Annotated in this window: 25 protein-coding genes and 1 riboswitch; of the genes, 15 read left to right on the top strand and 10 right to left on the bottom strand. The window is 72.5% G+C overall.

All coding sequences use genetic code 11. The annotated features are described in order from the left end of the window. Positions 1-77: 77 nt before the first annotated feature. Positions 78-815 carry a lysophospholipid acyltransferase family protein gene (locus ACIA8N_RS30340; protein WP_365780786.1) on the top strand — a complete coding sequence of 246 codons (738 nt, stop codon included), beginning with the start codon at positions 78-80 and terminating at the stop codon, positions 813-815. 117 nt (positions 816-932) lie between these two features. Here the strand turns inward: ACIA8N_RS30340 and ACIA8N_RS30335 are convergent, their stop codons facing one another. From ACIA8N_RS30335 to ACIA8N_RS30300, 8 genes are all read right to left on the bottom strand, one after another. Beyond that, positions 933-2513 carry an alpha/beta hydrolase gene (locus tag ACIA8N_RS30335; protein WP_365780787.1) on the bottom strand — a complete coding sequence of 527 codons (1581 nt, stop codon included), beginning with the start codon at positions 2511-2513 and terminating at the stop codon, positions 933-935. 142 nt (positions 2514-2655) lie between these two features. Beyond that, positions 2656-3399, bottom strand: a complete 744-nt coding sequence (locus ACIA8N_RS30330) for an urease accessory protein UreD (protein ID WP_365780914.1) — start codon at positions 3397-3399, stop codon at positions 2656-2658. Continuing rightward, on the bottom strand, positions 3396-4073 hold the full coding sequence (gene ureG / locus ACIA8N_RS30325; RefSeq protein ID WP_365780788.1) for an urease accessory protein UreG: 678 nt from the start codon (positions 4071-4073) through the stop codon (positions 3396-3398). The genes ACIA8N_RS30330 and ureG overlap by 4 nt, the downstream gene beginning before the upstream one ends. Positions 4074-4169: 96 nt before the next feature. Continuing rightward, positions 4170-4835 carry an urease accessory UreF family protein gene (locus tag ACIA8N_RS30320; RefSeq protein ID WP_365780789.1) on the bottom strand — a complete coding sequence of 222 codons (666 nt, stop codon included), beginning with the start codon at positions 4833-4835 and terminating at the stop codon, positions 4170-4172. Between the two features lie 10 nt (positions 4836-4845). Then, the gene (locus ACIA8N_RS30315; RefSeq protein WP_365780790.1) at positions 4846-6567 is read right to left on the bottom strand and encodes an urease subunit alpha; all 1722 of its coding nucleotides are present in this window, start codon (positions 6565-6567) and stop codon (positions 4846-4848) included. Continuing rightward, positions 6560-6919, bottom strand: a complete 360-nt coding sequence (locus ACIA8N_RS30310) for an urease subunit beta (protein WP_365780791.1) — start codon at positions 6917-6919, stop codon at positions 6560-6562. Before ACIA8N_RS30310 ends, ACIA8N_RS30315 begins: the two co-directional genes overlap by 8 nt. A 12-nt stretch (positions 6920-6931) precedes the next feature. Next, positions 6932-7234 carry an urease subunit gamma gene (locus ACIA8N_RS30305; protein ID WP_030545977.1) on the bottom strand — a complete coding sequence of 101 codons (303 nt, stop codon included), beginning with the start codon at positions 7232-7234 and terminating at the stop codon, positions 6932-6934. A gap of 238 nt (positions 7235-7472) precedes the next feature. Next, the gene (locus ACIA8N_RS30300) at positions 7473-7751 is read right to left on the bottom strand and encodes a type II toxin-antitoxin system Phd/YefM family antitoxin (protein WP_365780793.1); all 279 of its coding nucleotides are present in this window, start codon (positions 7749-7751) and stop codon (positions 7473-7475) included. Positions 7752-7807: 56 nt separating this feature from the next. Between ACIA8N_RS30300 and ACIA8N_RS30295 the strand changes: the two genes are divergently transcribed. From ACIA8N_RS30295 to ACIA8N_RS30285, 3 genes are all read left to right on the top strand, one after another. Continuing rightward, positions 7808-8434, top strand: coding sequence for an ATP-dependent Clp protease proteolytic subunit (locus ACIA8N_RS30295; protein ID WP_365780794.1), 627 nt, complete (start codon positions 7808-7810; stop codon positions 8432-8434). A gap of 7 nt (positions 8435-8441) precedes the next feature. Next, positions 8442-8747, top strand: coding sequence for a hypothetical protein (locus ACIA8N_RS30290; RefSeq protein WP_365780795.1), 306 nt, complete (start codon positions 8442-8444; stop codon positions 8745-8747). A 390-nt stretch (positions 8748-9137) separates the two neighbouring features. Beyond that, a riboswitch (cyclic di-AMP (ydaO/yuaA leader) is annotated at positions 9138-9269 on the top strand. Between the two features lie 2 nt (positions 9270-9271). Then, entirely contained in the window at positions 9272-9748 is a 477-nt protein-coding gene (locus ACIA8N_RS30285; RefSeq protein ID WP_030206742.1) for a C40 family peptidase, read from the top strand. A 141-nt stretch (positions 9749-9889) separates the two neighbouring features. Here the strand turns inward: ACIA8N_RS30285 and ACIA8N_RS30280 are convergent, their stop codons facing one another. Beyond that, the gene (locus tag ACIA8N_RS30280) at positions 9890-10327 is read right to left on the bottom strand and encodes an ATP-binding protein (protein WP_365780796.1); all 438 of its coding nucleotides are present in this window, start codon (positions 10325-10327) and stop codon (positions 9890-9892) included. 177 nt (positions 10328-10504) lie between these two features. After that, positions 10505-11692, bottom strand: a complete 1188-nt coding sequence (locus tag ACIA8N_RS30275; protein WP_365780798.1) for an 8-amino-7-oxononanoate synthase — start codon at positions 11690-11692, stop codon at positions 10505-10507. A gap of 143 nt (positions 11693-11835) precedes the next feature. Between ACIA8N_RS30275 and bioB the strand changes: the two genes are divergently transcribed. From bioB to mug, 11 genes are all read left to right on the top strand, one after another. Next, on the top strand, positions 11836-13131 hold the full coding sequence (bioB, locus tag ACIA8N_RS30270; RefSeq protein WP_365780799.1) for a biotin synthase BioB: 1296 nt from the start codon (positions 11836-11838) through the stop codon (positions 13129-13131). Positions 13132-13136: 5 nt separating this feature from the next. Continuing rightward, on the top strand, positions 13137-14417 hold the full coding sequence (locus ACIA8N_RS30265; protein ID WP_399416832.1) for an adenosylmethionine--8-amino-7-oxononanoate transaminase: 1281 nt from the start codon (positions 13137-13139) through the stop codon (positions 14415-14417). 28 nt (positions 14418-14445) lie between these two features. After that, entirely contained in the window at positions 14446-15192 is a 747-nt protein-coding gene (gene bioD, locus ACIA8N_RS30260; protein ID WP_365780800.1) for a dethiobiotin synthase, read from the top strand. A gap of 54 nt (positions 15193-15246) precedes the next feature. Next, entirely contained in the window at positions 15247-15591 is a 345-nt protein-coding gene (locus tag ACIA8N_RS30255) for a VOC family protein (protein WP_365780801.1), read from the top strand. Positions 15592-15601: 10 nt separating this feature from the next. Continuing rightward, on the top strand, positions 15602-16273 hold the full coding sequence (locus tag ACIA8N_RS30250; RefSeq protein WP_365780802.1) for a class I SAM-dependent methyltransferase: 672 nt from the start codon (positions 15602-15604) through the stop codon (positions 16271-16273). A 99-nt stretch (positions 16274-16372) separates the two neighbouring features. Then, complete coding sequence (locus tag ACIA8N_RS30245; RefSeq protein WP_365780803.1) at positions 16373-16798, top strand: GNAT family N-acetyltransferase; 426 nt, start codon at positions 16373-16375, stop codon at positions 16796-16798. A 215-nt stretch (positions 16799-17013) separates the two neighbouring features. Continuing rightward, a complete protein-coding gene (locus tag ACIA8N_RS30240) occupies positions 17014-18375 on the top strand; it encodes a hemolysin family protein (RefSeq protein WP_365780804.1) in 1362 nt (453 codons plus the stop codon). After that, positions 18372-19391 (top strand): hemolysin family protein, encoded by a 1020-nt coding sequence (locus ACIA8N_RS30235; protein WP_365780805.1) that lies wholly within the window; start codon positions 18372-18374, stop codon positions 19389-19391. Before ACIA8N_RS30240 ends, ACIA8N_RS30235 begins: the two co-directional genes overlap by 4 nt. Before the next feature lie 101 nt (positions 19392-19492). Beyond that, complete coding sequence (locus tag ACIA8N_RS30230; RefSeq protein ID WP_365780806.1) at positions 19493-20275, top strand: SGNH/GDSL hydrolase family protein; 783 nt, start codon at positions 19493-19495, stop codon at positions 20273-20275. Between the two features lie 109 nt (positions 20276-20384). Further along, positions 20385-21827 carry an adenylosuccinate lyase gene (purB, locus tag ACIA8N_RS30225; RefSeq protein WP_030545949.1) on the top strand — a complete coding sequence of 481 codons (1443 nt, stop codon included), beginning with the start codon at positions 20385-20387 and terminating at the stop codon, positions 21825-21827. Then, positions 21824-22378 (top strand): G/U mismatch-specific DNA glycosylase, encoded by a 555-nt coding sequence (mug, locus tag ACIA8N_RS30220; RefSeq protein WP_365780917.1) that lies wholly within the window; start codon positions 21824-21826, stop codon positions 22376-22378. Before purB ends, mug begins: the two co-directional genes overlap by 4 nt. Positions 22379-22389: the final 11 nt, after the last annotated feature.

The raw sequence follows: 22389 nt of genomic DNA, 5'->3' as shown, positions 1-22389 counted from the left end.
GACGCTCCCCCATCAGTGGACCACGGGCCCGCGCACGGATACAACGGGCTTGACGGACGACGAAACGGGGGTCGCGGGTGTTCTACCACCTGATGAAGCACGTACTGCTCGGACCGCTCCTGAGGCTGCTGTTCCGGCCGCGGATCGAGGGGCTCGAGCACATCCCGGAGGAGGGCGCGGCGATCGTCGCGGGCAATCACCTGTCCTTCTCCGACCACTTCCTGATGCCGGTCGTCCTCGACCGGCGGATCACCTTCCTCGCGAAGCAGGAGTACTTCACGGGGCCGGGGATCAAGGGCCGGCTGACGGCGGCCTTCTTCCGGGCGGCCGGGCAGATCCCGGTCGACCGGTCGGGGAAGGAGGCCGGGAAGGCGGCGATCCGCGAGGGACTCGGCGTCCTCGACCGGGGCGAGCTGCTGGGCATCTATCCGGAGGGGACGCGGTCGCACGACGGGCGGCTCTACAAGGGGAAGGTGGGAGTGGCGGTGATGGCGCTGACGGCCGGGGTGCCGGTGGTGCCCTGCGCCATGGTGGGGACCTTCGAGATCCAGCCGCCGGGGAAGGTGGTGCCGAGGATTCGGCGGGTCACCATCCGGTTCGGGGAACCGCTGGACTTCTCGCGCTTCGAGGGCTCGGCGGGTGAGAGGGCGGTGGTCCGCGCGGTGACCGACGAGATCATGTACGAGATCCTGCGGCTGTCCGGGCAGGAGTACGTGGACGAGTACGCGGCGGTGGTGAAGGCCGCGGAGGCGTCGGAGGCATCGGAGGCCCCGGGTGGGACGCCGCCGCGCAAGTTCCCCGGCCGGGAACGCTGACGGCGGATCCGCGCACGGCGCGGTGTCGCGCGGAGGACGCCCGGCCGGCGTCACGGGCATGAAGAAAGGGGCGGCCGTCGGACGGCCGCCCCCTCCTTCGTCACGCGGTGCGGGCCGTCACGGCTGCGGCGTGGCGTGCGGAGCGCAGACCTGGTCCCGCGCGTCCAGCTTCCCGGTCAGCAGATAGGCCTCGACCTTGGTGTTGAGGCACGGGTTGACCGCGTTGGTGAGGCCGTGCGAGCCGGCGTCCCGCTCCGTGATCAGGCGCGAGCCCTTGAACCGCTTGTGCAGTTCGACGGCGCCCGCGTACGGGGTGGCGGCATCGCGCTCCGACTGGGTGATGAGCACCGGCGGCAGGCCCTTGCCGGTCCTCACCTCGGTCGGGCGCTGGCGCGGGGCGGACCAGGTGGCGCAGGGCAGGTTCATCCACGCGTTGGCCCAGGTCATGAACGGGTACTGCTCGTGGAGCCGGCTATTGTCCCGGTCCCACTTCTTCCAGCTGGTCGGCCAGGGCGCGTCGGCGCACTCGACCGCGGTGTAGACGGCGTTGCCGTTCTCCGAGGCCGCGTTGCCCGCCGTGTCGGTCGGGTCCGACGCGGCCGAGTCGATCAGCGGCTGCGGGTCGCCCGCCGCGTACGCGCTCCAGGCCTCGGCGACCGGGGCCCACATGGAGTCGTAGTAGGGGGCGTTCTGGAAGAAGCCGATGAGCTCGGCCGGGCCGACCTTGCCGCCGAGGGGCGCCTTCTTGGCGGCGGCGCGCAGGGTCTCCCACTGCTTCCGGACCTCCTCGTAGGTGTCGCCGAGGTGGTAGGCGGCGTCGTGCTGGGCGACCCAGGTCATCCAGTCCTTCAGCCGGCCCTCGAAGGCGATGTCCTGGTCGAGGTTGGCCTCGTACCAGATCTTCTGCTTCGACGGATTGACGACGCTGTCGAGGACCATGCGGCGGACGTGGGTCGGGAAGAGGGTGCCGTAGACCGCGCCGAGGTAGGTGCCGTACGAGACGCCGACGAAGTTCAGCTTCTTCTCGCCGAGTGCGGCGCGGACGACGTCGAGGTCGCGGGCGGTGTTGCGCGTGTTGATGAAGGGCAGCAGGTCGCCGCTCTTCTCGGCGCAGCCCTCGGCGTACTCGGCGGCCAGCTTGCGCTGCGCGAGCTTGTCGGCCTCGCTGTCGGGGACCGGGTCGGCCTTGGGGCCCTTGACGAACTCGGCCGGGTCGACGCAGGAGATGGGGGCGGACTTGCCGACGCCGCGCGGGTCGAAGCCCACGAAGTCGTAGGCCTTGGCGGTGTTCGCCCAGATCGCGTTCTTCGTGGTGACCCGGCGCGGGAAGCGCAGGCCGGAGCCGCCGGGGCCGCCCGGGTTGTAGAGGAGGGCGCCCTGGTGCTCGGCGGGGGTGCCGGTGGCCTTGATCCGGTCCACGGCTATCTTGATCTTCTTGCCGTCGGGCCTGGCGTAGTCGACCGGGACGGTGACCCAGCCGCACTGGATCGGCTTCTCCAGCCCCCAGCCGGTCGGACAGTCCTGCCAGTCGATGCCCGTCCGAGCCGCTCGCGCCGCGGCGACGGTGACGCCGATCGCCTCCGCGTCGCGCAGCTGCCGGTCGCTGTCGGCGTTCGCCGCCGGGGCCGCGAGCGCGCCCACGACGAGCGCGCCGGCCATCAGAGTGCCGGCCGAACCGAGCACTGCCGTGCGTGCCACAAGTACTCCCCCTGTAGGTGTCGTTCTGTCCGGGGGATCCTTTCGTCAGGGAAGCGCCGGGCGTAAGCCCGTACAGGTGTTTCTTTGCCGAACCCATAACCGGTGCCCGTGCACCGCTGAGCGGTGCGCTCGTGGGGTCCGGTCAGAGCGGGGCGAGTTCGGCCAGGGCGGTGTCGAGCAGGCGGCGCACGGCGAGGGCGTCGGGGGCGACGACGGAGACGAGGGCGGCGGGCCCGGCGAGCGGGCTGACGGCGCCGTTCTCGCCGAGCAGCCGGGGCTCCACCGGCTTCTCCGCGAACCCCGGCTCCACGACGAGGAGTTGCCCGGTGGCCCGGTGGCCGCCCAGGACGGCGCCGCCGTCCCAGCCACCGGGAGCGCCGGGACCGAAGGCGAGCTCCTGGTCGAGGAGGGGGCGTCCGGCGCGGCGGACGGTGAGGCGGGTGACGAGGGTGCCGGGCGGTTCGCCGTGGCGGCCGAGGATCTGCTCCTCGCGCAGCACCAGGCGTGCGGTGGGAGCGAGTTCGACGACCGTGCGCATCCGCAGGTCCGATCCCTGCACGGAGACCAGCTGTTCGGGCAGCCAGCGCAGGACGCCCTCCTCGCCGACGGTGATCCGGACGTCGTACGCGGCGGGCTCGGCGCTCCGGCCCGGCAGGGCGAGGGTCGCGGCGGCCGAGTCGACCAGGAGCCGGGCCCCGTCCCGTACCTCGGTCTCGACGGCGAGCCGGTCGCCGCCGAGCGGGGCGCTCATCGCCCCGACGACGGTGACCCGGGTGTACGGCCCTGCCGCCCTGGTGCGGCGCAGGGCGAGGGGCCCGTCGCTCACCAGGAGCGGCAGTCCGCCGTCGGCGTCGGCGACGATCCGGGCCGTGGCGCGCAGGCTCACGCGGTCCATGCCCCGAGCTGGGCGCGGACCCAGTCGGCGACGGGGGCGATGCCGTCCTCGGCGCGCAGCGAGGTGAAGGCGACGGGGAGTTCGCCGCGCTGTTCCCCGGCGTCGCGGGCCATCCGCGCCAGGTCGGAGCCGACGTGCGGCGCGAGGTCGGTCTTGTTGATCACGAGCAGGTCGGCCGTGGTGACACCGGGGCCGCCCTTGCGCGGGATGTCGTCGCCGCCGGCCACGTCGATGACGAAGATCTGGGCGTCGACGAGCCCCTTGGAGAAGGTGGCGGTGAGGTTGTCGCCGCCGGACTCGACGAGGATCAGGTCGAGCGGTCCCACGGAGTCTTCGAGGTCCTCGACCGCTTCGAGGTTGGCGGAGATGTCGTCGCGGATGGCGGTGTGCGGGCAGGCGCCGGTCTCCACGGCCTGGATGCGCTCGGGCGGCAGGACGGCGTTGCGGAGCAGGAACTCGGCGTCCTCGCGGGTGTAGATGTCGTTGGTGACGACGGCCAGGGAGAGCGTGTCGCGCAGGACCCGGCAGAGCGCGGCGACGGTGGCGGTCTTGCCGGAGCCGACGGGGCCGCCGAGTCCGATGCGCAGGGCGCGGCGGGTGCCGTCGGGGCGGCGGGCGTCGGCGGAGACGGCGCCGTGGGAGGTGTGGCCGTGGTCGAGGTGCATGAGGCGGCTCCTTGCGGGTTCCAGCGGTTCAACGGTTCTTGCGGGCCGGCGGCTCCGGCGGCCCGGTCGGTTCTTCCGGTCGCGGCTCCGGCGGGTCTACGAGGCGAAGAGGCGGACGGGCCAGGCCGCGTGCTGTTCCGCCATGAGGTCGAGCAGCGGCGCGGAGGCGGCGGGCAGGGCGTCGAACCCCTGCCGGGCGGCGGCCGCGGCGCGCTCGGCGACCTGGTCCATCTCGGGGGTGAGGCGGGCGAGGACGGCGGTGGCCTGGTAGGGGTCGAGGCCGAGGAGGCGCACGACCGCGGTGGCGGGTCCGCCGACCGTCTCGTAGGCGACGCAGTAGGCGGCGTCCTCGGGGTCGAGGCCGGCGGCCAGGGCGGTGGTGCCGAGGACGACGGGCTGGTGGGCTCCGCGCGGGTACATGGCGGCCAGCTCGTCGAGGCGGGGGCTCGGCCAGGTGGCGCGGGCGGCCCGCATCAGCTGGCGGCCGAGCCTGCGGGCGACCGCGCGCAGGGCGGGCGAGGGGGTGCGGGCGTCGGCCGCCGCGTCGAGTGCGGCCGGGTCGAGTCCGTACGCGGCCCCGGCGGCGAGCGCGGCGGAGGTGAGGCCGGTGGTGTGCAGCCGGCCCCGGCAGAAGGATTCGAGCCCGGCGGCGTCCTTGACGCGGCCGGCCCGGACGGCCGCCTCGGCGCCGCCTGAGTGAGCGTGCCCGCCGGCGGGAAAGCGCCCGTCGGCGAGCACGAGAAGGGCTGAGCGTGAGGTCATCGGGACTCTGTCAGAAGAGGAAGTAGCGCTGGGCCATGGGCAGTTCGGCGGCGGGCGCGGGTTCGACCGGCTCGCCGTCGATGGTCACCGAGAAGGTGTCGGCGTCGACCTCGACCCGGGGCAGGGCGTCGTTCTCCCGCATGTCGGCCTTGGTGACCCGCCGGGTGGAGGCGATGGCGGCGAACTCCTTGTGCAGGCCGAGCCTTCGGGGCAGGTCGTCCTCGATCGCCGCCTGGGCGACGAAGTTGACCGAACCGGCCGCCGCGGCCTTGCCGAGCGCCCCGAACATCGGGCGGGGCAGGACCGGCTGGGGGGTGGGGATGGAGGCGTTGGCGTCGCCCATCTGCGCGTACGCGATCTGGCCGCCCTTGATGACGACGAGCGGCTTCACGCCGAAGAAGGCGGGTTCCCAGAGGACCAGGTCGGCGAGCTTGCCGGGTTCGACCGAGCCGATGAGGTGGTCCATGCCCTGGGCGACGGCCGGGTTGATCGTGTACTTGGCGACGTACCGGCGCACCCGGTGGTTGTCGGCGCGGCCGTCCCCCGGCAGGGCGCCGCGGCGCTTCTTCATGACGTGCGCGGTCTGCCAGGTCCGCATGATCACCTCGCCGATCCGGCCCATGGCCTGGGAGTCGGAGGAGATGATAGAGATGGCGCCCAGGTCGTGGAGGACGTCCTCCGCGGCGATGGTGGAGGGCCGGATGCGGGACTCCGCGAAGGCGAGGTCCTCGGGGACGGCCGGGTTGAGGTGGTGGCAGACCATCAGCATGTCGAGGTGTTCCTCGATGGTGTTGACGGTGTGCGGCCGGGTCGGGTTGGTGGAGCTGGGCAGGATGTACGGCTCGGAGACCACCGTGATGATGTCGGGGGCGTGCCCGCCGCCGGCTCCCTCGGTGTGGTACGCGTGGACCGTGCGGCCGGCGATGGCGGCGAGGGTGTCGCCGACGAAGCCCGCCTCGTTGAGGGTGTCGGTGTGGATGGCGAGCTGGGCGCCGGTCTCCTCGCACACGCTCAGGCAGGCGTCGATGACGGCCGGGGTGGCTCCCCAGTCCTCGTGGATCTTGAACCCGAGCGCCCCGCCGCGGAGTTGGGAGTGCATGGCCTCCCGGGACATGGTGTTGCCCTTGCCGAGCAGGCCGATGTTGACGGGGAAGGTGTCGAGGGCCTCGAACATCCGGGCCGTGTGCCAGGGGCCGGGTGTGACCGTGGTCGCCTTGGTGCCCTCGGCCGGTCCCGTACCGCCGCCGACGAGGGTGGTGACGCCGGTGGCGAGGGCCTGTTCGACGACGGTGGGCGAGATGAAGTGGACGTGGGCGTCGACGGCGCCGGCGGTGACGATCCTGCCGTTGCCGACGATGATCTCGGTCTCGGGGCCGATGACGAGGTCGGGGTGGACGCCGTCCATGGTGTCGGGGTTCCCCGCCTTGCCGAGCGCGGTGATCCGGCCGTCCCTGATGCCGATGTCGGCCTTGACGATCCCCCAGTGGTCGATGACCAGGGCGCCGGTGATCACGGTGTCGGGCGCGCCCTCGGCGCGGGTGGTGCGGGCCTGGCCCATGGACTCGCGGATGACCTTGCCTCCGCCGAAGACGGCCTCGTCGCCGGCTCGGCCGGGGCCGCCGCTGCGGTCCTCCTCGATCTCGACGAGGAGGTCGGTGTCGGCGAGCCGGACGCGGTCGCCGGTGGTGGGGCCGAAGAGGTCGGCGTAGACGGCGCGGTGCAGCTCAGGCACGGGGCTCTCCGTTCGCACCGGTGACCCCGGCGGCGGTGGCGGCGGTGTCGAGGGGGCCCGCGGTCTCGCCGCGCAGGCCCGGGACGACCCGGCGGCCGGCGATCGGGACGAGCTCGACCTCGACGGGGATGCCGGGTTCGAAGCGGACGGCGGTCCCGGCGGCGATGTGGAGGCGCCGGCCGTGCGCGGCGGCCCGGTCGAACTCCAGGCCGGGGTTGACCTCGGCGAAGTGGTAGTGCGAGCCGACCTGGACGGGCCGGTCGGCGGCGTTGAGCACGGTCAGGCGGGTGACGGGGCGCCCCTCGTTGAGGGCGACGGGGCCGTCCGCGTACAGGATCTCTCCGGGGATCATCGGCCGGCCCGTTCAGACGATGGGGTCGTGGACGGTGACGAGCTTGGTGCCGTCGGGGAAGGTGGCCTCGACCTGGACGTCGTGGATCATCTCGGGGATGCCGTCCATGACCTCCTCGCGGGAGAGCACCTTGCGTCCGGAGGCCATCAGCTCGGCGACGGTTCGGCCGTCGCGGGCGCCTTCCAGGATGTGGGAGGTGAGGAGCGCGACGGCCTCTGGGTGGTTGAGCCGCACTCCCCTGGCCCGGCGCTTCTCGGCCACGTCCGCCGCCACATGGATGAGCAGGCGTTCCTGCTCGTGCGGGCTCAGTTGCACTCTTCCACCTCACAGTCGTCGACCGGGACACCCGGACAGCCGTGGACCCTACCGACCGTCAACAAGGTGTTGAGGTGCAGAGATGCGGCACACGGTCAGACATTGCACGTTAGGGCGGAAGTTTTTCCGGCTCGTTAACTGCGGCTTTGCATTTCCATGATCATCGGACTCGTCCGGACCCCATGGGTGTCCATGGGTCCCCACGGGGCGCCACGGGTGTCATGGGTGTCACGGTTCGTTACGAGGAGCCCGGCTCGCGGTGGTGGGCGGCGATGCCGAAGCGGCGCTGTTCGCCCGCGGCGGAGTCGACCGGGTGGAGGCCGGAGACCGAGCTGACCACGTGCTCGTCGGCCGGCTTCTCGGCCGCTTCGAGATCCTCCAGGTCAGCGGCGGAGACCAGGGCGACGAGCGGCTTCCCGTGACGGGTGACGACGACGCGCTCGCCGCCGTACACGACGCGGTTGATGAGGTCGGCCAGCTCAGCCCGCGCTTGCGTCACCGGGATCTCGTAGGTCATGCTCCCCATCTTACGGCCTGTACGTCCTGTACATTTTTTACAGATGGAGGTACGTCATGCACGCACGTCACGTCCTGCCCGAATTCACGGAGCGGACCGGCAACGGCACCCGGACCCTCGACCCGTACTCCAAGCTCCTCGAGTCCCGGATCGTCTTCCTCGGCACACCGATCGACGAGACCGCGGCCAACGACGTCATCGCCCAGCTACTCCATCTGGACCACGCGGCGCCGGACCGGGCCGTCTCGCTCTACCTCAACTCCCCCGGCGGCTCCGTCAGCGCCATGACGGCGGTCCACGACACGATGCGCTCGCTGCACTGCGAGGTGGAGACCACCTGCCTCGGCCAGGTCGAGTCCACCGCCGCGGTCCTGCTCGCCGCCGGCACTCCAGGGAGGCGCCTGATGCTCGCGGGCGCGCGAGCCACCCTCCGGCAGCCCGCCGTGGAGGAGCCGCTGCGGGGGCAGCTCAGCGACCTCGACATCCACGCGGGCGAACTGCTCCGGCAACGCTCGCTGATGGCCGGGATGCTCGCCGAGCACACGGGACAGGACCGGGAGCGGATCGACGCCGACCTCGACCGTCTCACCGTCCTCGACGCGTCGGCGGCGGTCGCGTACGGCCTGGTCGACCACGTCGTCACCAGCAGGCGGGCGGCCGCCGCCGGCGACACGGCGCGGTGAGGCGGCCGTGGTCCCGGAACTGCCGCCCCTGCCCGCCCTGACGCGGGCCGAGGGTGAACTCGTCGACGCGTACCTCGAAGTCGCCGACCTCCTCGGGAAGATCAATCCATCCAGAGGTACGCATACCTATGGAGCGCTGCGAGCGGCACAAGCCCTGGTGGGAAGGGCGGAGGCGCTGCGTGAGGCCCTGACGCTCATGCATATGCGGGGCGAGCACGAGGTCCACGCGGACACATTGGCGCGCGCCCTGCGGGTGTTGGACGGAGAGCGGAGGACCGGCCGCGTCACTGTCCGCGACGCGCAGGCGAGTTGACATTCCGGCGCGTCGTGTCGAGGGCCGTACGGCCGACGCGCACCGCAGAATCGCTCCCCCGTTCGGCGTAGTCGACGAGTCGACATATGTGCCGGGTGACTTGCACATCACGTGCACGCATCTGGCCGAACGGGGCGTTCCACCCCTGGTGCGGGGCTCGTCGGCCAAACCTCCGACGATCACGAAACCATCCTGTCCACCCGTATGGATCAGTCGTGAGGAGCCTCACATATCGCCGTTTCAGCTCGGATTTCGACCTCTGTGTGGGTCAAGATCCCTGTCGACGACAAGCCCCCGCCACCGCGGCGGGGCGGTCCGGGCGGACGCCGAGTCCTGCCGCTGTCCCGGACGTCTGGTCGACAGGAGTGGATCGGCAGGAGTGGAGGACCCGATTTTTACGGGGCGTACGCGCTGTTCCGGCAGCGGGGCCGTCCCTTGGGGTGAAGCCGCGTCAGCGGCCGGGCATCTTCGCCAGCCCGAACCCGACAGGTCATCCTTCGCAGGCGGCTGACGAAGGGTTGCGCATGACCGCGCAGATGCACGTCCCGTCCCTGCTGTCCCGGGCCGGAGCCGTCTCGGCTCTCACCCTCGCCGCCGTCGGCGGCACGCTGCTCGCACCAGGTGCGGCATCGGAGGCCCAGGCAGCCACCACGCACGCGAACAAGGCACTGAGCGTCGCCGCGTCCAAGAAGGGAGCCCCGTACCGGTACGGGAGCACCGGACCCACCAGGTTCGACTGCTCCGGGCTGACGCTCTACGCGTACAAGAAGGCGGGCAAGTCGCTGCCCCGCACCGCGCAGCAGCAGTACAACACCACCCGGCACATCTCCGCCTCCAGCAGGCAGCAGGGGGACCTGGTCTTCTTCCACTCCGGCGGGAGGGTGTACCACGTGGGCATCTACGCCGGCAGCGGCAAGATCTGGCACTCGCCCAAGACGGGCTCCTGGGTGAAGCTCGACAAGATCTGGTCGTCGAAGGTCTACTACGGCCGCGTCCGGTGATCCGGCGCCGATAGCGGTCCGTTCGTGAGGGGTGCGATGGCGCCGCCGTACCCCCTCGCCCGCCGTACCCCCTCGCCCGGAGGACCCGCACGCACCCGGAACTCCCGCGCTCACCGGGAAGACCCGTATACGAAAACCCCGTCAACACCTCGCGACGGGTGACACGGTCCACGGGACGGTGATCCAGACCGTCTTGCCGCCGTCCTCGGTCGGTGTGACCGAGAGCCGGCCGCCCGCCTCCGCCGCGAGCACACGGATGATGACCAGGCCCCGGCCGTTGTCCTGCTGGACCGCCGCCGGAAGCCGCCTGGGCCGGCGGGGGTGGCTGTCGGTGACGCCGATGTGGAGCCGTTCCTCGCGCTCCAGGCGGATCTCGACCGTGAAGGTCGGCGACTGGCCGAGGGTGTGCAGAACGGCGTTGGTGGCGAGTTCGGAGACGATCACGCGGACCGAGTCAGCGAGGTCCGCGGCGCCGTCGAGGCCCCAGCCGGTGAGGACGTCCGCGACGTACCTCCGGGCCGTGGGGACCGAGGCGGGGTCGCTCGGCAGCGTGACGGATGCTTCCTGGTGATCTGCCATGGCGACGCTGTCCCTTTCCCGCCGGGGCCGCTGCCCCGGATCGCGCTTCGCGTCAGAGTGCCACCGATCGTGCCGCGCCGGGCCGCGTTCCACCAAGATATGTCCCCATCTGTCGCCCGAAGCGGTGAACTCTGCTGCCTCGGAACGCTTTTGGGCCCTCCCCCGGATCGCCCGCCGTCACGCCTCCGGGACCGCGGGCGCCGTGCGCAGGATCGTCGCCACCGCGCGCTCGATCTGCGCGTCCGTCAGATCGGCGCGGGCCGTGAGGCGCAGGCGCGAGATGCCGTCGGGTACGGACGGAGGACGGAAGCAGCCGACGACCAGGCCCTGTGCGCGGCAGTCCGCCGCCCAGCGCAGCGCCGCCTCCGGGGAGGGGGCGCGCACCGAGACGACGGCCGCGTCGGGCCGGGCCGCGGTGAGGCCCTCCTCCGTGAGCAGCCGGTACAGCGTGGTGGCGACGGTACGGGCCCGCCCGGCGAGGCCCGGCTCCGCGCCGAGCAGCCGGAGGCCGGCGAGCGCGCCGCCCGCGGCGGCCGGGGCGAGCCCGGTGTCGAAGATGAAGGTGCGGGCCGTGTTCACCAGGTGCTCGATCACCCGGGCCGGGCCGAGGACGGCACCGCCCTGGCTGCCGAGCGACTTGGAGAGGGTCAGGGTGGCGACGACGTCCTCGTCGCCCGCGAGCCCGGCCTCGTACAGGGCGCCCCTGCCCCCTTCGCCGAGGACGCCGAGGCCGTGGGCGTCGTCCACCACGAGCCCCGCCCCGTGCTCGCGGCAGGCCGCGGCGAGCCGCGTCAGCGGGGCCTTGTCGCCGTCGACGGAGAAGACGGAGTCGCTGACCACCAGGGCCCGCCGCCCCGGGTGCGCGTCCAGGGACTTGGCGACGGCCTCGGGATCGGTGTGCGGGACGACGGCCGTCTCGGCGCGTGCGAGGCGGCAGCCGTCGACGATCGAGGCGTGGTTGGAGGCGTCGGACACGATCAGGGAGTCCCGGCCGCCGAGGGCGGTCAGGGCGGCCAGGTTGGCGGTGTAGCCGGAGGAGAAGACGAGGGCCGCCTCGAAACCGCAGAAGTCGGCGAGTTCGCGCTCCAGGCGGGTGTGCAGCCGGGTGGTGCCGGTGACGAGCCGCGAGCCGGTCGAGCCGGCGCCCCAGCGCCTGGCCGCCTCAGCCGCGGCCTCGGTGACCTCGGTCCTGCGGGTGAGGCCGAGGTAGTCGTTGCTCGCCAGGTCGAGGAGGTCGGATTCGGCCGCCCGGGGCCGCAGCGTACGGACGAGACCGGCATCCGCCCGGCGGCGCGCCTCGGCGTCGGTCCAGTCGAACGCGGTACGGCGCGGGCCCGCGGCCCGTGCGTCGTCGGCCTGTGGCATGCGGCGATCCTTTTGTAGGCAGCGCACAGACCCTAACCGCAGGATGCCGTGGCCGGGATGTGGTCATCCACACACCTCGTTCGGGGGCGTTTGTTCGGATCCTCCTTGGCCCGGGGGTGGGCGGTAGGCAAGGATCAGCCCTTATGGACCTGCTGAACACGCTGGTGGAGAAGGGGCTGCGGCGCGAGCTGCCGACCCGTGAAGAAGCGCTCGCCGTCCTGGCGACCTCCGACGACGAACTGCTCGATGTGGTGGCGGCGGCCGGCAAGGTGCGCCGGCAGTGGTTCGGGCGCCGGGTGAAGCTCAACTACCTGGTGAACCTGAAGTCCGGCCTGTGCCCCGAGGACTGCTCCTACTGTTCGCAGCGGCTCGGCTCCAAGGCCGAGATCCTCAAGTACACGTGGCTGAAGCCGGACGAGGCGTCCCAGGCCGCCGCGGCGGGTGTCGCCGGCGGCGCCAAGCGGGTCTGCCTGGTGGCGAGCGGCCGCGGTCCGACGGACCGGGACGTCGAGCGGGTCGGCAGGACCATCGAGGCGATCAAGGAGCAGAACGAGGGCGTCGAGGTGTGCGCCTGCCTCGGTCTGCTCTCGGACGGCCAGGCGGAGCGGCTGAAGGACGCCGGCGCCGACGCGTACAACCACAACCTGAACACGTCCGAGGCGACGTACGGCGGCATCACCAAGACCCACACCTACGCGGACCGCGTGGACACCGTGCAGAAGGCGCACGCCGCCGGTCTGTCGGCCTGCTCGGGTCTGATCGCGGGCATGGGCGAGAGCGACGAGGACCTCGTCGACGTCGTGTACGCGCTGCGCGAGCTGGACTCCGACTCCGTGCCGGTCAACTTCCTCATCCCCTTCGAGGGGACGCCGCTCGCCAAGGAGTGGAACCTGACCCCGCAGCGCTGTCTGCGGATCCTCGCGATGGTGCGGTTCGTCTGCCCCGACGTCGAGGTACGGATCGCGGGCGGCCGTGAGGTGCACCTGCGCTCGATGCAGCCGCTGGCGCTCAACATCGCGAACTCGATCTTCCTCGGCGACTACCTGACGAGCGAGGGCCAGGCCGGCCAGGCCGACCTGGACATGATCGCGGACGCGGGCTTCGATGTGGAGGGCGCGGGCACGACCACGCTGCCGAAGCACCGCGCGGACGCCCTCGCGGCGGGGGCCGGGGGTTGCGGTTCCAAGGCGTCGGCCGGCTGCGGCTCGCACGACGCGGAGGAGGGCGCGGGCTGCGGCTCGCACTCCGGCGGCGGGTGCGGTCCCTGCGGCGGGCACGCCGAGACCGCGTCCACCGCGTCCGTGTCCACCGAGACCGCGTCCACCGCGTCCGTGTCCACCGGGGCGGCGGAGAGCGCGGCGGCCGCGAACGGTGCCAGGACCGACCTGGTCGCGGTGCGTCGCCGCGGCGCCGGTACGGACCTCGCCCCGAACGCGTGACGGCTGTGAGCAACGACGAACTCATCGCCCTGGACCGGGCGCACGTCTGGCACCCGTACGGCCCGATGCCGGGACGTACGGACCCGCTGGTCGTGGCGTCCGCGTCCGGGGTACGCCTCCGGCTCGCCGAACCCTCCGAGGGCCGGGACGAGTTGGTCGACGGCATGTCCTCCTGGTGGTCGGCCGTCCACGGCTACAACCACCCGGTGCTCAACGCGGCGGTCCGCGACCAGCTGGAGCGCATGAGCCACGTCATGTTCGGCGGGCTCACGCACGAGCCGGCCGTGCGGCTCGCCGCCCGGCTCGTCGAGATCACCCCCGAGCCGCTGCGGCACGTCTTCCTCAGCGACTCGGGCTCCGTGTCCGTCGAGGTCGCGGTCAAGATGTGCCTGCAGTACTGGCGTTCGCTCGGCCGCCCCGAGAAGCGGCGGCTGCTCACCTGGCGCGGCGGCTACCACGGGGACACCTGGCAGCCGATGGCCGTGTGCGACCCGGACGGCGGGATGCACGAGCTGTGGACGGGGGTGCTCCAGCGGCAGGTGTTCGTGGACGCCCCGCCCGCGGCGTACGAGGAGTCGTACGCCGAGCTGCTTCGGACCGAGATCGGTAAGCACGCGCACGAAGTGGCCGCGGTGATCGTGGAGCCGGTGGTGCAGGGCGCGGGCGGGATGCGCTTCCACGACCCGGAGTACCTGCGGGTGCTGCGGGAGGCCTGCGACGCGCACGACGTCCTGCTCGTCCTCGACGAGATCGCCACCGGCTTCGGCCGGACGGGCACGCTGTTCGCCGCCGACCAGGTGGGGATCTCCCCCGATGTGATGTGCCTGGGCAAGGCCCTGACGGGCGGCTACCTGTCCATGGCGGCGACGCTCTGCACGAGCCGCGTCGCCGACGGGATCTCGCGTGGCGAGGTCCCCGTGCTGGCGCACGGGCCGACCTTCATGGGCAACCCGCTGGCGTCGGCGGTGGCCCTCGCCTCGATCGACCTGCTGCTCTCCCAGGACTGGCAGGTCCAGGTCAAGCGGATCGAGGCCGGCCTGCGGGCGGGCCTCGCGCCCGCCGCCGAGCTGCCGGGGGTCCGCGAGGTGCGGGTGCTCGGCGCGATCGGGGTCGTCCAGCTCGACCACGAGGTCGACATGGCCGCGGCGACGCGCGCGGCGGTCCGGGAAGGCGTGTGGCTGCGCCCGTTCCGGGACCTGATCTACACGATGCCGCCGTACGTGTCGGGCGACGAGGACGTGGCCCGGATCTGCGCCGCGGTACGCGCGGCGGCAGCGGCAGGATGATCATGTGAACGGAAGGACGGGCAGGTCAGTGGGAATCGTCGTCGTCAGCGGGACCGGCACGGAGATCGGCAAGACGGTGGTGACGGCGGCGGTGGCCGCCGTGGCCACCGCCGCGCACCGGTCGGTCGCCGTCCTGAAACCCGCGCAGACGGGTATCGGTCCCGACGAGCGCGGCGACGCGGACGAGGTCGTGCGGCTCTCGGGCGCCGTGGCCTCCACCGAGCTGGGCCGTTTCCCGGAGCCGCTGGCTCCGGGGACGGCCGCCCGGCGGGCCGGGCTCGCCCCGGTCGGGGCCCTGGAGGTCGCCGAGGCCGCCCGGAAGCTGGCTGCCTCGCACGACCTGGTCCTCGTGGAGGGCGCGGGCGGTCTGCTCGTCCGCTTCGACGCGGAGGGCGGCACGCTCGCGGACGCGGCCGCGCTGCTCGGAGCACCGGTCCTGGTGGTGGCCCCGGCCGGGCTCGGGACGCTCAACTCGACGGCCCTGACGGCCGAGGCGCTGCGGGCCCGCGGGATCGAGCAGCTGGGTGTCGTGGTCGGCAGCTGGCCGGCGGCGCCGGACCTGGCGGCGCGCTGCAATCTGGCCGATCTGCCGGAGGCGGCGGGCGCGCCGCTGCTCGGCGCCGTACCGGAGGGGTCGGGGGCGCTCGACCCGGCGGAGTTCCGGGCGGCCGCGGGCGGCTGGCTGGGTCCCGCGCTCGGCGGTACGTGGGACGCGGCGGAGTTCGGGGAGCGGTTCGCACCCGGGCCCGTGGCGCCCGGAAGCGTGGCGCCCTAAGCCGTCGCGCCCGGAACCGTGGTCCCCGGGGTGGCTACTCCGTAGGCTGGAGGCATGCGTGCTTCCGTGCAGGAGATCGTCTTCGATTGTGCCGACCCCGCCGTCCTCGTCCGCTTCTGGGCGGAGCTCCTCGGCGGTGATCCGGTCGACCGGAGCGGCGACTGGTCGTACGTGGACCCGCCGGGGTTCACGCGGCTGGCCTTCCAGCGGGTGCCGGAGGGCAAGTCGGTGAAGAACCGGCTCCATCTCGACCTCCGGGTGGAGGATCCGCACCGGGCTGCCGAGGAGACGCTGTCCCTCGGCGCGGCCCGGGTCGGCGACCTCATGAAGGACGAGCAGGGCGCCTTCCAGGTGATGCGGGACCCGGAGGGCAACGAGTTCTGCTTCGTGACAGGCTGAGGTGGTTCCCATGACACCGCCACCCCCGGTCGGGCCGGGAAACGTCTCTCCCCGCGTCCACCATCCGCTGTTCGCCCGCTTCTACGCCCGGTTCAGCGTGTCCGCCGACACCAGGGGCGGGCTCGGGGACCTGCGCCGGGAGCTGCTCGCCGGGCTCTCCGGCCGGGTGCTCGAGATCGGGGCGGGGAACGGGCTGAACTTCGCGCACTACCCGGCCGGGGTCACCGAGGTGGTGGCCGTCGAACCGGAGCCCCGGCTGCGCCGGCTGGCCCAGGAGAACGCGCGGCGGGCCGGCGTCCCCGTGGCCGTACTGCCGGACACGGCCGAGGCGCTGCCGCTCGAGGACTCCTCCTTCGACGCGGCGGTGGCCTCGCTCGTCCTGTGCACGGTACGGAGCGTCCCCCAGGTCCTCGCGGAGCTGCACCGGGTGCTGCGCCCGGGCGGCGAACTCCGCTTCTTCGAGCACGGGGCGGCCGGGACGCCCGGTCTGGCCCGGGTGCAGCGGGGGCTCGACCGGACGGTCTGGCCGCTGCTCTTCGGCGGCTGCCACACCGCGCGCGCCCCGCTCGCGGCGATCGAGGCCGCCGGCTTCACCCTCGGCCCGTACCGGTCCTTCGACGTCCCGGAGAAAGGCCCGCGCCTGCCGTCGTCGCCCTGTGTACTGGGCGTGGCGCGGCGGTAGGGGATGTCCCTGCCGGGCGCCGGCGCCCCCTCTCGTACCCCGGCGTCCGGCAGTCGGAACTGCTGGCGACGGTTCCGCACGACATGGTGGGATCCGGCCATGACCGATCCGCAGATACGTACCGCCACCCCCGACGACGCCGAGGCCGTGCTGGCCTTCTGGAAGGAGTCCGCCAAGGGGACGTCCGTCTCCGACGACGTGCGGGGGGTGACCCGGCTCGTCGAGCGCGACCCGGAGGCGCTCCTTCTCGCCGTGGCCGACGGCCGGATCGTGGGGTCCGTGATCGCGGGCTGGGACGGCTGGCGCGCCTCCCTCTACCGGCTCGCCGTGCTGCCCTCGTACCGTCGGCGGGGCATCTCCACCGCCCTCCTGCGAGCGGCCGACGAACGTTTCGTCGCGCTCGGGGGACGGCGGGTGGACGCCATGGTCCTGGAGGAGAACGAAACCGGGCACCACCTGTGGACGGCCGCCGGCTACCGGCGTCAGGACCAGTGGCGGCGCTGGGTGAAACCACTCGGGGAGTAGCCGCGGCGGGCCGGGCGGCAGGGTGACCACCAGGCCGCTTTGCCTATCCTTTACCATGGTTGCGCACAATCATGACCGAACATCACGACGATCGAAAGGTGTGAGCGTCCGCCCATGGGCGAGCCTCCCAGTAGCACTGGTTCCGACTCCCGCTCCGAAGACCGACATCGAGCGGTCCTCCGCCCCCTGACTGATCATGGGACGGAGGTGAACCGATGACCGAAGTGCTTCTGCTCCTCCTTGCGCTCCTCCTCTCCCTCGCCTGCGGCGCCTTCGTCGCGGCCGAGTTCTCGCTGACCACCGTCGAGCGCGGCGAGCTCGAAGCCGCCGTGGAGCGCGGCGAGCGCGGCGCGGCGGGGGCGCTCAAGGCCGTCAGGTCGCTGACCTTCCAGCTCTCCGGCGCCCAGCTCGGCATCACCGTCACCAACCTGGTCGTCGGCATGCTCGCCGAGCCGTCGATCGCCAAGCTGATCCGCGGTCCGGCCGAGGCCGTCGGCCTCTCCCCCGCGGTCGCCTCCTCGGTGGCGCTCGTCCTGGGCACCGCCCTGTCGACCGTGGTCCTGATGGTGGTCGGCGAGCTGGTCCCCAAGAACTGGGCGATCTCCTCGCCCCTCGCCGTCGCGAAGGTCGTCGCCACCCCGCAGCGGATCTTCACGGCCGCCTTCAAGCCGTTGATCAGCCACCTCAACAACACCGCGAACCGGATCCTGCGCCGCATCGGCATGGAGCCCACCGAGGAGCTGGCGTCCGCGCGTTCCCCCCAGGAGCTCGTGGCCCTCGCCCGGCACTCCGCGAAGGAGGGCGCGCTGCCCGCCGACACGGCCGAGCTGTTCGTCCGTACCCTCAACCTCGCCGAGCTGACCGCCGAGAACGTGATGACGCCCCGCGTGCAGGTCACCGCCCTCGAGGTGCAGGCCACCGCCGAGGACGTCGCCAACGCGACCCGCGCGACCGGTCTGTCCCGCTTCCCGGTCTACCGGGGCAGCCTCGACGCGGTCGTCGGCATCGCGCACATCAAGGACGTGCTCGCCATACCGGCCGCCGAGCGCCCGCACCGCCGGATCGGCGAACTGCTGCGCGAGCCCCTGCTCGTCCCCGAGACGCTGACCGTCGACCGCCTCCTCGACCGCCTGTCCGGGAAGCAGACGATGGCCGTCGTCATCGACGAGTACGGCGGCACCGCCGGTGTCGCGACGCTGGAGGACATCGTGGAGGAGGTCGTCGGCGAGGTACGCGACGAGCACGACCCGCACGAGACGCCGGACCTGGCGCGGGCGGGCGAGGACGCGGACGGGCGTGAGCTCTGGTCCGCGGACGGCGCGGCCCGTACCGACCAGGTCGAGGTGATCGGCCTCCGGGTGCCGGACGGCCCGTACGAGACGCTCGCGGGCGTCGTCGCCCATGAGCTGGGCCGCATCCCGGCCGTCGGCGACCGGGTGGACCTCGGCGACTGGCGGCTCGACGTCGTGGACGCCTCGGGCCGGCGCGCCGCGCGCGTCCTGCTGCACGCCCCCGCGACGCACCAAACCGACGCCGGGGCCGCCGGGACCGACGAGACCGGGAAGGCGGGACGATGACCGCGATCCAGCTGTTGATCGGCTTTCTCACCCTGATCGTCAACGCCTTCTTCGTCGGCGCCGAGTTCGCCCTGATCTCGGTCCGCCGCAGCCAGATCGAGCCGCTGGCCGAGTCCGGTGACCGGCGGGCCCGCAGCGTCATGTGGGGCCTGGAGCACGTGTCCGCGCTGCTCGCCGCGGCGCAGCTCGGCATCACGCTCTGCACCCTGGTCCTCGGCATCGTCGCCGAGCCGGCCATCGCGCACCTGCTCGAGCCGGTCTTCGACGCGATCGGCGTGCCGCACGGTCTGGTCCACCCGATCTCGTTCGTGATCGCGCTGAGCGTGGCCACGTACCTGCACATGCTGCTCGGCGAGATGGTGCCGAAGAACATCGCGCTCGCCGAGCCGACGCGCACCGCGCTGCTGCTCGGCCCGCCCCTGGTGACGCTCGCGCGGGCGCTGCGGCCGGTGATCTTCACGATCAACGCCTTCGCCAACGCCCTGCTCAAGCTGTTGCGGGTGGAGGTCAAGGACGAGGTCTCGGCGACCTTCTCCGACGACGAGCTGGCCCGGATGGTCACCGACGCTGGCGACGCCGGACTCCTGGACGACCGGGCGGCCGAGCGGCTGCACGACGCCCTGGAGCTGGGCCGCCGTCCCGTACGGGATGTCGTGATGCCGGCGGAGAAGGTGGTGTACGCGCAGGTGGGCACCACTCCCGAGGAGCTGGAGGCGCTGTCGGCGCGGACGGGCTTCTCACGTTTCCCCGTGGTCGACGCGGAGCGCAGGATCCTCGGCTATCTGCACGTCAAGGACGCCCTTGACGTCTCGCCCCGCGACGAGCCGTTCCCGGTGTCCGCGCTGCGGCCGATCGCCAGGGTGCGGGCGGCCACGCCGCTGGACGACGTCCTGACCGCGATGCGTCGCAGCCGGACGCATCTGGCGGCGGTGCTCGACGAGGACGGCAAGCCGTCGGGGCTCGTGGCGATGGAGGACGTGCTGCGGGAGCTGGTGGGCCGCCCGGCGGCGTCGTAGCGGGTACGCGAGGAGGCGGGTCCCGGATGTTCCCGGAGCCCGCCTCCTTCCGCCTCCCCGGCGGGCACGCCTCGCATACCGCGCGGTATGATCGCTCGGCCATGCAGATCAATGCCACATACAACAGTTTCGTCGCGCTCGGCGACAGCTTCACCGAGGGCATGTCGGACCTCAGGCCCGACGGTTCCTACCGGGGCTGGGCCGACGTCCTCGCGGACCGCCTGGCCGCCCGCACCCCCGGCTTCCGGTACGCCAACCTCGCCGTACGCGGCAAGCTCATCGGCCAGATCGTCGAGGAGCAGGTCGACACGGCCGCCGCCATGAAGGCGGACCTCGTGACCCTCGTCGGCGGACTCAACGACACCCTGCGGCCCAAGGTCGACATGGGGCGGGTGCGCGGGCTGCTCACCGAGGCCGTCGAACGGCTCGCGCCGTCCTGCGGGCAGCTGGTCCTGATGCGCAGCCCCGGCAGGAACGGTCCGGTCATGGAGCGCTTCCGCCCCCGGATGGAGGAGCTCTTCACCCACATCGACGATCTGGCCGCCCGGCACGGGGCCCTGGTCGTCGACCTGTACGGCGCCCCGTCGCTCGGCGACCCCCGGCTGTGGGACGTGGACCGGCTCCACCTCACCGCCGACGGGCACCGAAGGGTCGCGGAGGCAGTGTGGCAGGCCCTCGGCCTGGCCCCCGAGGAGGACTGGCGGACGCCGCTGCCGCCGTCCCTGCCGCCGGGCTGGACGAGCCGCCGGCTCGCCGACGCCCGCTTCGCCCGGCAGCACCTGGGCCCCTGGATCGGCCGTCGGCTGACGGGCCGCTCCTCCGGCGACGGCCGCGCACCGAAGCGCCCCGACCTGGCGCCCCACGAACCGCCGACGGGTCCGTGAGCCGCGCTTCGGGCGCGTCGCCCCCTCGTGGCGTGAGCTGCGTCTCGTAGCAAGCTCCACATGGGACCGTGGCGCTGGCCTGCAGAAACCGCCAGTAGAATCTCTCCACGTGACTGCTGTGACTGCGAAGCCCCGCATCCCCAACGTTCTGGCCGGCCGCTACGCCTCCGCGGAGCTCGCCGTCCTCTGGTCCCCCGAGCAGAAGGTGAAGCTGGAGCGTCAGCTGTGGCTCGCCGTGCTCCGTGCGCAGAAGGACCTCGGGATCGAGGTTCCGGAGGCCGCGCTCGCCGACTACGAGCGCGTGCTCGACCAGGTCGACCTCGGTTCCATCGCCGAGCGCGAGAAGGTCACCCGGCACGACGTGAAGGCCCGTATCGAGGAGTTCAACGCCCTCGCCGGCCACGAGCACGTCCACAAGGGCATGACCTCGCGCGACCTCACCGAGAACGTCGAGCAGCTGCAGATCCGGCTCTCCCTCGAACTGATGCGGGACCGTACGGTCGCCGTCCTCGGCCGTCTCGGCAAGCTCTCCGCCGAGTACGCGGAGCTGGTCATGGCGGGCCGCTCGCACAACGTGGCCGCCCAGGCGACCACCCTCGGCAAGCGTTTCGCGACCGCGGCCGACGAGCTGCTCGTGGCCTACGCCCGCCTGGAGGAGCTGCTCGGCCGCTACCCGCTGCGCGGCATCAAGGGCCCCGTCGGCACCGCGCAGGACATGCTGGACCTGCTCGGCGGCGACGCCGGCAAGCTGGCCGACCTTGAGCAGCGGATCGCCGGACACCTCGGCTTCGCCCACGCCTTCACCTCGGTCGGCCAGGTCTACCCGCGCTCGCTCGACTACGACGTGGTCACCTCGCTCGTACAGCTGGCCGCCGCGCCGTCGTCGATCGCCAAGACGATCCGCCTGATGGCGGGCCACGAGCTGGTCACCGAGGGCTTCAAGCCCGGCCAGGTCGGCTCCTCGGCGATGCCGCACAAGATGAACACCCGCTCCTGCGAGCGCGTCAACGGCCTCATGGTGATCCTGCGCGGCTACGCCTCGATGACCGGCGAGCTGGCCGGTGACCAGTGGAACGAGGGCGACGTCTCCTGCTCCGTGGTCCGCCGGGTCGCGCTGCCGGACGCCTTCTTCGCGCTCGACGGTCTCCTGGAGACCTTCCTCACCGTGCTCGACGAGTTCGGCGCCTTCCCGGCCGTCGTCGCCCGCGAGCTCGACCGCTACCTGCCCTTCCTGGCGACCACCAAGGTCCTCATGGGCGCCGTGCGCGCCGGGGTGGGCCGCGAGGTCGCCCACGAGGCCATCAAGGAGAACGCCGTCGCCTCCGCCCTCGCCATGCGCGAGCAGGGCGCCGAGCGCAACGAGCTGCTGGACAAGCTGGCCGCCGACGAGCGCATCCCGCTGGACCGGGCGCAGCTCGACGAGCTGATGGCGGACAAGCTGTCCTTCACCGGCGCCGCCGCCGACCAGGTCGCCTCCGTGGTCTCCCGCATCGAGGAGATCCTCAAGCAGCACCCGGAGGCCGCCGCCTACGCCCCCGGAGCGATCCTCTGACCCGGTTCACCCCGGAGCAGCTGGAGGCCGCCCGCGACCGCGTCGTTCCCGACGTGGTGGCGGGCGGCCTTTCCGTGCTGTTCTGCGGGATCAACCCCGGGCTGATGACGGCTGCCACGGGGTATCACTTCGCCCGCCCCGGCAACCGGTTCTGGCCGGTGCTCCATCTGTCCGGGTTCACCCCGAGACTGCTGCGGCCGGACGAGCAGGACGAACTCCTCTCGTACGGGCTGGGGATCACGAACGTGGTGGCGCGGCCGACCGCGCGGGCCGACGAGCTGAGCCGCGAGGAGTACCGGACGGGCGGGCGGCTGCTCGTCGAGAAGGTGGAGCGGCTCGCGCCGCGCTGGCTCGCTGTCGTCGGCGTCACCGCGTACCGCACGGCCTTCGACGAGCCCAAGGCGGCGATCGGGCCGCAGGAGCGCGTGATCGGATCCACCCGGGTCTGGGCGCTGCCCAACCCGAGCGGCCTCAACGCGCATTGGACGGCGGCGACGATGGCGGAGGAGTACGCGCGGCTCCGGGAGGCGGCGGCGACCGGGACTCCATAGGAGACCGACGC

Source organism: Streptomyces sp. NPDC051822 (assembly GCF_044452745.1).
Classification (GTDB): Bacteria; Actinomycetota; Actinomycetes; order Streptomycetales; family Streptomycetaceae; genus Streptomyces.
The sequence above is the reverse complement of the archived record's forward strand: the minus strand, read 5'-3'. Positions and strand labels throughout refer to the sequence as shown.